This is a genomic window from Propionicimonas sp. (assembly GCF_034927565.1).
In the GTDB taxonomy this organism is placed as follows: Bacteria; Actinomycetota; Actinomycetes; order Propionibacteriales; family Propionibacteriaceae; genus Propionicimonas.
This window is the reverse complement of sequence record NZ_JAYFPT010000075.1, coordinates 1-5,619: the sequence shown is the minus strand read 5'-3', so window position 1 is coordinate 5,619 and position 5,619 is coordinate 1. Positions and strand designations below refer to the sequence as shown.

5 protein-coding genes and 1 pseudogene are annotated in these 5,619 nt (G+C 71.4%); all 6 read left to right on the top strand.

Translation table 11 applies throughout. The annotated features are described in order from the left end of the window. Positions 1 to 57: 57 nt before the first annotated feature. A complete protein-coding gene (locus VB080_RS12665; protein WP_323418816.1) occupies positions 58 to 879 on the top strand; it encodes a hypothetical protein in 822 nt (273 codons plus the stop codon). Continuing rightward, on the top strand, positions 876 to 1,169 hold the full coding sequence (locus VB080_RS12660; protein ID WP_323418815.1) for a hypothetical protein: 294 nt from the start codon (positions 876 to 878) through the stop codon (positions 1,167 to 1,169). The genes VB080_RS12665 and VB080_RS12660 overlap by 4 nt, the downstream gene beginning before the upstream one ends. A gap of 9 nt (positions 1,170 to 1,178) precedes the next feature. After that, positions 1,179 to 2,003: a hypothetical protein gene (locus tag VB080_RS12655; protein ID WP_323418814.1), complete on the top strand. Its 825-nt coding sequence runs from the start codon at positions 1,179 to 1,181 to the stop codon at positions 2,001 to 2,003. Then, positions 2,000 to 3,376: a hypothetical protein gene (locus VB080_RS12650; protein WP_323418813.1), complete on the top strand. Its 1,377-nt coding sequence runs from the start codon at positions 2,000 to 2,002 to the stop codon at positions 3,374 to 3,376. The genes VB080_RS12655 and VB080_RS12650 overlap by 4 nt, the downstream gene beginning before the upstream one ends. A 15-nt stretch (positions 3,377 to 3,391) precedes the next feature. After that, complete coding sequence (locus VB080_RS12645) at positions 3,392 to 4,903, top strand: SCO6880 family protein (RefSeq protein WP_323418812.1); 1,512 nt, start codon at positions 3,392 to 3,394, stop codon at positions 4,901 to 4,903. Positions 4,904 to 4,914: 11 nt separating this feature from the next. Next, positions 4,915 to 5,619 (top strand): annotated as a pseudogene (locus tag VB080_RS12640) (ATP-binding protein); the annotation flags it as partial.

Here is a 5,619-nt window from a genome sequence, read left to right as displayed (position 1 = left end):
CTCGCGTCCTGATCGCACCCCCTCGTGGGCCTAGGGAAGCGAGAGGAGTTCCGCGACATGACCCAACCCACCACCCGCAGCAGCGTCCGGACGGTTACCCGACCGGTGCCGATCGGCGAGCTGCTGGACGCCTGGCTCGCCGTCCAGCGAGGCCAGTTCCGGAGCGCCACCGTGACACCGCCGGCCACGGCTGAGCCGGCTCCTGCGGTGGCCGCGTGGCAGCCAGCACCGGGTGAGGTTCCCGTCCTGGTGGTGGGCTGCGCCGGCTCGGTGGGCGCCTCGACGGTCGCGTTGCTGTTGGCCGGTGCCATCGACCGGGCGCGGGTGGTGGACTGCGCGCCCGCGTCCAACTCAGGGCTTGCCGGAGCCAGCACCGCCGAACTCGGGGAGGCCGCGAACGGCTGGCTCGCCGGACGCCGCAACACCACCCTGATCCAGCGCCGCCACGACCACCCGTCCACACCCCAAGGCATCCCGGTCCCGCTGCCTGGCGACCCCGGCTGGCTCACCGTCGTCGACTCCTGGTGGGAACCCCGCCAACTCCTGACCCAGACCGGGTGGGTCGCCGACCTCTCCCGCACCTGCCCGCGGGTGGTCCTGGTCACACGAGCGTCGATCCCCGGAATGGCCCGCCTCGAAGCCGCCCTGACAGCATATGGCCCGGATCGCTGCTGGGCCGTGATGGTCGCGTCGCCTCGTCGGCTCCCGAGTCCGGTCGAGCGCTCCCTCGGCTCGCGGACCGAGCAGCTCCGCGCTTCCGGCCGCCTTATGTCGCTTCCGCCGAACTCTGCCCTGGCGATGTCAGGGATCACCACCGAACCGTTGCCCCGCGCGTTCGGGGTGACCGCCCGCCAGCTTCTGGAAGGACTCCTGCCATGACCACCCTCAACCGCTTCCTCCTGATCCCGCTGGAGATCTGTCCGAAGGCGCCGCCCGGGGCGCAGGCCATCGTCGACCAGGTCACCGGCAACGTCGCCTGGGGCGTTCTGGCCATCTTCGCTCTCGCCGGACTGGTCTCGATCGGCGCGATCGCGGCCGGGAAGATGCTCAGCATGCACAACGCCTCCAAGTGGGGCGTCATCGGGCTGTGCGTCGTCGTGCTGGCCGCGATCTGCTACATGATCTGGCCCGGCACCCTCGACAGCATCGTCGGCAACGGCTGCATCTAGGCACCTGCCATGTCCCGCCAGAACCCCTCCGAACCGGCGCAGCCGTGGAGCCGCGCCCGCCTGCAGGCCGTCCTGATTGGATTGGTCGCGATCGCCGTCGTACTGGTGGGCGGCGCGGCTATCCTGATGGCCAGTTCGCTGCAGCCGACCTTGATCGTTGACGGCGGCGCGCCACCTGGGGGTGGGTTGGGTGCGCCGCCGTCAGCACACCCACGCGACGACATCGCCGCCGCGCCGATGCCCAGCCTCGACCCGGCGGACGCGACCCGACCCGACCCGGCGCTCACCCCGGCACCCCCGATCCGCCTCCCGAACGCCCTCGAGGGCCGCGGCCCGGCCGGGGTCCCGGTATACGGCCACACCGCCGAGGGGGCGGTCGCCCAACTTGCCGCGATCGACGTTGCCGTCCTGGAAGCCATGGACATCGCCTACACCGGCGAAGCTCACCGCGCTTGGGTGATACCTGGCGGGCCCGGGCTGGAGGAGTGGGATCTGACGGTGAACGTGGCCGCGTTCCTGCGTGGCGCTCGCCAGGGGTCGGTGAAGGACGCCGCCACCACGGTCACGGTCACCCCGGCCGGCGGGCTGGTTAAGGGCACTGACGGTCCGGACTGGGTGCTGGCTTGTGTGCTGCTGGATGTGCGGGCGACGATCCGGGCCGACTACCGAATGGGCTGGGGACACTGCGCTCGCATGCAATGGTCCGACGGCCGCTGGCAGATCGCACCGGGCACGCCACCCGCACCTGCACCGTCCGCATGGCCCGGCTCGAAGGCCGCGCTCGCTGCTGGCTGGCTCACTTGGGTGAGCGCTGAGCAGGAAGTGCTGCGATGATCCCGCTGCCGAACCCGTTCGAGACCATGGGGTCGATCGCCGGCCGGATCGTTGTCGAGGGCTGGACCGCCGCCATGCTGGCGGTGTGGAACTCCGGGCTGTGGGTGCTGCGACTGATCCTGGGCTGGGTCGACTCCCTGCTCACCCCCGACCTGTCCGAGCACGGCCCGGCCGGTGAGCTATACCGGGTCACATTCTGGCTGGCCGCAGCCCTGCTGCTGATCCTCGGATTGGTGCAGCTCGGCATCGCCGCCGCGAAACGGGACGGACGCGAACTCGCCCGCGCCCTGATCGGCCTGGTCCAGTTCGCGCTGGTGTGGGCCGCCTGGATCGGCTACACCGTTCTGATCGTCGCGGCGTCCAGCGGCCTATCCCGCAGCCTGATGGAGTCGCTGCTGAACGTCACCAGCTGGCGTGACTGGCAGCCGTGGACGCCGATCGAGGCCAAGGACATCACCGACGCCGCGACCGCCACCATCCTCGGCGTGCTCGGCATCCTGGTCTGGATCGCCGCGATTGCCCACGTGGTGATGATGCTGACCCGCGCCGCAGCGCTGATGGTGATCGTCGCTACGACACCGATTTCGGCTGCTGGGCTGGCGACTGAGACCACCAGGGTCTGGTTCTGGAAGTCGCTGCGCTGGTTCCACGCCGCCGCCCTGGCCCCCGTCATCACTGTCATGGTCACCGGCATCGGCATGCAGTTCGCCACCGGCGTCGCCACCGGCCAGTCGGCCGGCGCGCTCGCGTCGATCGCCACCGCCATCCCGGCGGTGATCCTGATCTGCATCGCCTCCTTCGCCCCGCTCGCCCTGTTCAAGCTGCTCGCCTTTGTGGATCCCGGAACCGCGTCGGGTGCGGCGATGCGCGCCGGGCTGGCCGCCTCCGGCGGACTCCAGGGCTTGCTGCGCGGCAACCCTGCCACGAGCGGCGACGCGACCGCCGCCCAGGCCGACGACTCCGGACGCTCCGCCGGGGAGGCGAGCGCCGAAGCCACCACAACCAGCCGCGCGGCCGGTGGCGTGTCCTCCGGGCTCGGCGTCCTCGGACCCGTCGGAGCATTCGCCGCCGCTGGCATCGGCGCCATGACCAAGGTCGGCGCTACCGCCGCGGCAGTGATGGCCGACACCACCAACCAGGCCGGAGTCGGCAACAACAGCTACTACCCCGACCAGACCGGCAACAGCAGCGACGCTGCTCGCGCCAACCAGCAAGCACAAACAGCCAACGAGCCGCCCACCGCCCCACCGCCTCGCACTCCCGCCGCGGGCGGGTCCGGCGCAGGCGGCAGCGGCGCTGGGTCGGCCACCACCGGCGGCGGCGCGGCCGCGGGCGGGACTAGCGCGGCCGAAGCGGCTGCGGTGGCAGTCTAGGAAGGAGACCTTGCCATGGGTTCAGTCGTGTACGACGAGTACGCCAAGGATCGCACCGGCTACTTCTTCGGCCTGTCCGGGCCGCAGCTGATCGCCACCGTCGCCACCGGCATCCCCGCGGTTTGGGCACTCAGCCGCCAACAGTGGGGACTTCTGCTCGGCTTCCTCGTCGCCTGGGCGCTCATCGCGACCCTGGTGCTCGTCCCAATCGCCGGTCGCACCGCGTTCGGCTGGCTCGGTGCCACCCTCCGCCACACCGCCGGCGGCATCGCCGGCTGGACCCGGTTCCGTGCCCGCGCCACCACCGGACAGTCCGGAGAGCTGGACGAGGCCGACCTCCCCGGAGCGCTCTCCGCGATCACCGTCCATGACGGACCGCCCCAAGGAATCGACCAGCGGCGAGTCGCGATCATCCAGCACCACGCCGTCCGCACCTGGGCAGTCACCGCCGCCATCACCCACCCCGGCCTGGCCACCGCCGACGCGACCGAACGTGCCAGCCAAGGCGCCGGGCTCACCACCTTGCTCAACGCCTGCGCCCGCACCGAACTCGTCGACGAACTGCTGTTCACCGTCCGCTCCGTGCCCGACGACGGCGCCGAACGCGACCAATGGATGCGCCGCCACCAACACCCCGACGCCCCCGACCTCGCCCGACAGGTCAACCAAGGCCTCGCCCAGCTGCTGACCCGCGCCGCGGTACGCACCGAAACCTTCGTCACCGTCGTGGTGCCCGAACGCCGCTTGGCCCGCGAAGCGCGCGAGTACGGCCGTGGCGTGGACGGACGGGCGCGCGCCCTAGCCATGGTGATGGCCGAGGTCGAGGAACACCTGCGCGCAGGACTGCGCATCCGCGACGTCGAGTGGCTCACCTCACCCCAGCTCGCCGCCGCCGTCCGCACCGGCTTCGCGCCCGGCGACCGCGCCTCCATCGTCGACGCGCTCACCGCTCACGCCGTCAACCCGAATGTGAACCCGGACGTGCCGTGGGCGATGGCCGGACCGTCCGGCGCCGACCTCGCGATCCGGCACTACAGCCACGACGCCTGGAACAGCATCAGCGCCACCATCAAGCTCCCCGCGCGCGGGGCGGTGATCGGCGCGCTCGCCCCGGTCCTGGCACCCACCGAACCCGAAGAACGCCGCTGCCTGCTCGTCTCGTTCCCGATCATGGCCCAGAGCACCGCTGACAAGCAGACCGCCAGCGCCGAATGGGCCGCCGACATGGGCGAAGAACTCCGCGCCAAAGCGGGGGTGAAGACCCGCGCCAAGGACCGCATCGCCCTCGCCCGGACCCGCAGCCTCGACACCCGCCTGGCCACCGGCAACGCGCTCATCCGGCCCTACGCCGTCGCCACCGTCACAGCCCCCAAAACCCAACGCATCGCCGAATACGGACGCCGCCTCGACTCCGCCATCCGCCACGCCGGCTTTGCCCCACTCCGCCTCGACCTCGCCCAAGACGCCGCCTTCGCCGCGACCGCCACCCCACTCGGCACCAGCCTGCTGCGCGCCACCGAAAGCTAGAGGAACCAGCGATGCGACAGCACAGTGGCGGACGAGACGTCGGACGCCTCATGGCCGACTTCGGCCACGACCTCCCCACCCGCCCCGCCGCCGCCGACCCCGGGCGCGAACCCAGGCTGTTCGCCATGGCCAACCCGCGCGGACCCAGGCGGCGTGGCCGCGGCTGGTCCCCGGCGTCCGCGCCGGTGTCGGTGTGGCGGATGACCGCCGACCAGGCGCCGGTGCTGTGGCCGTTGGTGGCCAGCCCGGCGTTGCCGCCGCGCGGCGCCCAGATGGGGCTCGACCTGTTCTCCCGCACCTCGTTCTACGCCGACCCGAATGGGTGGGTGCTCGACCCTGACATCCCTGTGTCGAACCCCAACGTGTTCTGCTTCGGCAAGCCCGGCATGGGCAAGTCGGCCACGATGAAGGCGTTCTGCCTGCGGATGATGGGTTTCGGCTACCGCACCTTGGTGCTCGGCGATCCGAAGGACGAGTACGAGATCCTGTGCCGCACCCTGGGGGTCGAGCCCATCGCCATTGGGCAAGGCCTCCACGCCCGGATCAACCCGTTGGCGTTCGGCCCGCTGGCCAAGGGCTGGGCACAGCTCGACCCCGTCGAAGCCCGGCAACGGGCCACCATCGTGTTCAGCCGCTGGCTCACCCTGCTCCGCGGCCTGATCGGCTCCCAACGCGTCGGCGAGCACCCCGTCCCCGTCGGACCCAGCGAAGAAGCC